Annotated in this window: 3 protein-coding genes and 1 pseudogene; all 4 read left to right on the forward strand. The window is 57.5% G+C overall.

Annotated features, from left to right (window positions below):
• Positions 1–188: pseudogene (locus ACILQA_RS09860) on the forward strand (ribosome maturation factor); the annotation flags it as partial.
• Between the two features lie 4 nt (positions 189–192).
• Positions 193–1,836, forward strand: a complete 1,644-nt coding sequence (gene nusA, locus ACILQA_RS09865; RefSeq protein ID WP_395629537.1) for a transcription termination factor NusA — start codon at positions 193–195, stop codon at positions 1,834–1,836.
• Between the two features lie 31 nt (positions 1,837–1,867).
• On the forward strand, positions 1,868–2,524 hold the full coding sequence (locus tag ACILQA_RS09870) for a DUF448 domain-containing protein (RefSeq protein WP_395629538.1): 657 nt from the start codon (positions 1,868–1,870) through the stop codon (positions 2,522–2,524).
• A 21-nt stretch (positions 2,525–2,545) separates the two neighbouring features.
• On the forward strand, positions 2,546–4,676 hold a 2,131-nt coding region (infB, locus tag ACILQA_RS09875; protein ID WP_395629539.1), incomplete at its 3' end, for a translation initiation factor IF-2.

Consider the following 4,676-nt stretch of genomic DNA (forward strand, 5'->3'; position numbering starts at 1 on the left):
GCGTCGACGGTGACAATGTTCATGTCGATGACCGCAAATCCGGACGGCTGACATTCGCCTTTTCCAATATGGGCAGCGCCAAGCTGCTCTTGACAGACCGCCTTATTGCGTCGACTGCCCCCATCAACAGCGATGGGGCCGACGAAGTTGAGGCAGACCCCATTCACGACGAAGCACAGGAAGACTAAGAACATGGCTAACACGATTGCCGCGAACAAGGCTGAATTGCTTGCAATTGCCAATGCGGTTGCTGCCGAAAAGATGATCGACAAGGCTATTGTCATTGAGGCGTTGGAAGAAGCCATCCAGCGCGCTGCCCGTGCACGTTATGGCGCGGAAAATGACATTCGCGCAAAACTGGATACGCAGACCGGCGATCTTCGCCTGTGGCGCGTTGTGGAAGTTGTTGAAAACGTCGAAGATTACTTCAAACAAGTTGACCTGAAGCAGGCAGACAAGTTGCAAAAGGGCGCCGTTGTTGGCGACTTCATTGTTGACCCGCTGCCAGCCGTTGATCTGGGCCGTATTGATGCGCAGTCCGCAAAGCAGGTTATCTTCCAAAAGGTGCGCGATGCAGAGCGCGAGCGCCAGTTTGAAGAGTTTAAGGACCGCACCGGTGAAATTATCACTGGCGTCGTAAAGTCGGTTGAGTTCGGCCATGTCGTTGTTGACCTTGGCCGCGCTGAAGGCGTTATCCGCCGTGACCAGCAAATTCCGCGCGAAGTTGTTCGTGGTGGCGACCGCGTTCGGGCGCTGATCATGAAGGTGCAGCGCGAAAATCGTGGCCCGCAGATCCTGTTGAGCCGTGCGCATCCTGACTTCATGAAGAAGCTGTTTGCGCAGGAAGTTCCCGAAATCTACGACGGCGTCATCGAAATCAAGGCCGCTGCGCGTGACCCCGGCAGCCGCGCCAAAATTGGTGTTATCAGCCACGACAGCAGCATCGATCCCGTCGGCGCATGCGTCGGTATGAAGGGCAGCCGCGTTCAGGCCGTCGTTCAGGAAATGCAGGGCGAGAAAATCGACATCATTCCATGGTCGGAAGATACAGCGACGTTCATCGTAAACGCGCTGCAGCCCGCTACAGTGAGCCGCGTTGTCATCGACGAAGAAGAAGGCCGCATCGAAGTTGTCGTTCCTGACGATCAGTTGAGCCTTGCCATTGGCCGTCGTGGCCAGAACGTCCGTTTGGCTTCGCAGCTGACCGGCCGTGGTATCGATATCATGACCGAAGCGGAATCGAACGAAAAGCGTCAGAAAGAATTCGTCGAGCGCTCCGAAATGTTCCAGCAAGAATTGGATGTGGATGAAACCTTGGCGCAGCTTTTGGTTGCTGAAGGCTTTAGCGAACTTGAAGAAGTTGCTTATGTCGATCCGTCTGAAATCGCTGCCATCGAAGGCTTTGACGAAGGTTTGGCTGAAGAGCTGCAGAGCCGCGCACAAGAAGCGCTTGATCGCCGTGAAGAAGCCAACCGGAATGAACGCCGCGAACTGGGTGTGGAAGACGCACTTGCGGAACTCCCCATTCTGACCGAAGCGATGCTTGTTGTACTGGGTAAGGCCGGCATCAAGACACTTGATGATCTCGCTGACTTGGCGACAGACGAACTGATCCAAAAGGCACGTGAGCCACGCCGCAACGAACGTAGCGACCGCGAAATGCGTCGTAATCGTACGGAAGATAAGGCTGGCGTCTTGGCGGTGTTTGGATTGTCTGAAGAACAGGGCAATGAAATCATCATGGCCGCACGCGCACACTGGTTTGACGACGAAGACAGCGCGCCAGCTTCGGATATCATAGAGGAGGACGCGGTTGCAGCGGACAACTCCCAATGAGAACCGACACTCCCCAATAAGGAAGTGCATATTGTCAGGTGAGCATGGGACTCGTGCCCAGCTCATCCGGCTTGCCCTCGGCCCCGATGGCAGCATCGCACCTGATTTGTTCGCCAAGGCCCCGGGCCGTGGCGCGTGGATTGGTGTATCCGGGGCAGAGCTGACAAAGGCGCAGGAAAAGGGCAAACTTGCCGGATTGCTGCGCCGTGCCTTCAAAACCGACAAGATTGACATCATTGATGACCTGAGCGGGCGCATCGATCGTGGCCTTGAAAAGGCTTTTCTGGACCGCCTTGGGTTGGAAGCACGGGCTGGGCACCTTATCTTAGGTGCCGAGAAGATCGATTCTGCATCACGCAGCGGGCAGGTCCGTTTGCTTTTGCATGCTTCCGATGCCAGCGCCGACGGCAGTGGCAAGCGCGATCAGGCTTGGCGTGTTGGTGAAGATGCCGAAGGGACCGGCAAGGGTGGCCTGAAGCTGCCTGTCGACCGTGACGCATTGTCTGGAGCGCTTGGACGGTCAAATGCCGTTCATGTCGCATTGATTGACCAAAAAGCGGCGGATAGGGTGATGCATCATCTTGGACGCTGGCTAAATTTCAAAGGATGCAGTAATGCGCCCCTCGATTCCGCAGCTTCGGTTGCGGACGTGCGGGGCCATATTTCTGACGTCTCCGCAATTGACTGAGTAAGGACGGGTTCTGTTTCGATGAGTGATGATACCAACAATAAACCGACATTAACGCGCAAGCCGCTCACTTTGAGCCGCTCGCTCGAGTCTGGTGAAGTCAAACAGACCTTTAGCCATGGCCGCACAAACAAAGTTGTTGTCGAGGTTAAGCGCAAGAAGCTTGTCGGTAAGCCCGGTTATGCGCCTGAGGCTGAAGTAGCCGCGCCGCCTCCGCCTCCGCCACCACCCGCTGCGCCTGTAGCGGCCGCACCTGCGCCGGCCCCGGCTGCACCAGCACCGCGTCCAACGGGCAATGACATGCTGAGCCGTCAAGAGCGTCAGGCAAAGCTGCTTCGCGAAGCCGAAGAAGCGCGTTTGGCCATGCTGGAAGAAAGCAGCCGCCGTGAAGCCGAGCAGCGTGCACAGCGCGCCGACGAAGAGCGTCAGCGCGCGCAAGCCAATCGTGAGGAAGCCGCCGCTCCACCGCCTCCGCCGCCAGCCGCCGCAGCACCTGCCGAGCCTGAAACATTTGAACCTGTTGCTGAAGAAGCAAGCCAGGACGCCGCAGCGCCTGCGCCGCGTCGCTTCACACCCGTTGAAGCGCCCAAGCGCCCTGAGCGCGAGCGTGAAGAAGTTAAGAAGGCTCCGCATCGCCCAACGCGCGGTGCAGCGGATGATCGCCGCCAGTCGGGCAAGCTCACCGTCACCCGTGCGCTTGAGGGCGATGATGGCGCCCGTGCGCGTTCACTCGCCGCGCTGAAGCGTGCGCGTGAAAAGGAAAAGCGTTTGCATGGCGGTGGTAACCGTCAGGCACAGGTCAAGCAGACCCGTGACGTCGTTGTCCCTGAAACAATTACCGTTCAGGAACTGGCGAACCGTATGGCCGAAAAGGGCAGCGACCTGGTCAAGGCACTGTTCAAAATGGGCATGCCCGTCACGATCAACGAGACAATCGACCAAGATACGGCGGAATTGCTCGTTGAAGAGTTTGGCCACAACATCACCCGCGTTTCCGACGCTGACGTTGACATCGTTCATGACGAAGATGTTGATGCCGCAGAAACGTTGAAGGCGCGTCCGCCTGTCGTGACGGTCATGGGCCATGTCGACCATGGTAAGACATCGCTGCTTGACGCCTTGCGCGGCGCAAATGTCGTTTCGGGAGAAGCTGGCGGCATTACCCAGCATATCGGTGCGTATCAGGTGAAGACAAAGGATGGCTCGCTCATCACCTTCCTCGATACTCCGGGCCATGAAGCGTTCACGCAAATGCGCCAGCGCGGTGCGTCGGTTACCGATATCGTCATTCTGGTGGTTGCAGCCGATGACGGCCTTATGCCGCAGACGATCGAAGCCATTAAGCATGCGAAGGCAGCCAATGTGCCGATGATCGTTGCGATCAACAAGATCGACAAGGAAGGCGCAAACCCACAGAAAGTGCGTGAGCGTTTGTTGGAGCATGAAGTCGTTGTCGAAGCGATGGGCGGCGATGTCCAGGACGTGGAAGTCTCCGCGCTCAAGAAAACTGGCTTGGACGACCTGCTCGACAAGTTGGCGCTTCAGGCTGAGGTCATGGAACTCAAGTCCAATCCTGATCGTGCGGCGGAAGCCGTTGTGGTCGAGGCACAGCTTGATAAGGGCCGCGGCGCCGTTGCGACCGTGCTGGTAAAGCGCGGCACGTTGAAGCGTGGCGATATCTTCGTTGTCGGCGCAGAAAGCGGCAAGGTCCGCGCGCTGATTAATGACAAGGGCCAACAGGTACCCGAAGCGGGCCCGGCAACGCCGGTCGAAGTGCTCGGCCTGACGGGTGTGCCATCTGCTGGTGACGTTCTGACCGTCGTAGAAAACGAAGCGCGTGCCCGTGAAGTTGCTCTGTACCGTAAGGAACAGTCCACGAAGGTGCGTACGGCGCAAGTTACGCCAAATCTTGAAAACCTGTTTGATAATTTGTCCGCGACGCGGGCGAAGGAATATCCTGTCGTCATCAAGGGCGATGTACAGGGTTCGGTCGAAGCAATTGTGACTGCGCTCAACAATATCTCCACAGACGAGATCAAGGTTCGCGTTCTGTTGGCTGGCGTTGGCGGTATCACGGAATCGGATATGCTGCTTGCTGCCGCGTCCAATGCGCCGCTGATCGGCTTTAACGTGCGTCCGAACAGCAAGGCTG

It is taken from the genome of Sphingorhabdus sp. (assembly GCF_044239005.1).
Classification (GTDB): domain Bacteria; phylum Pseudomonadota; class Alphaproteobacteria; order Sphingomonadales; family Sphingomonadaceae; genus Sphingorhabdus_B.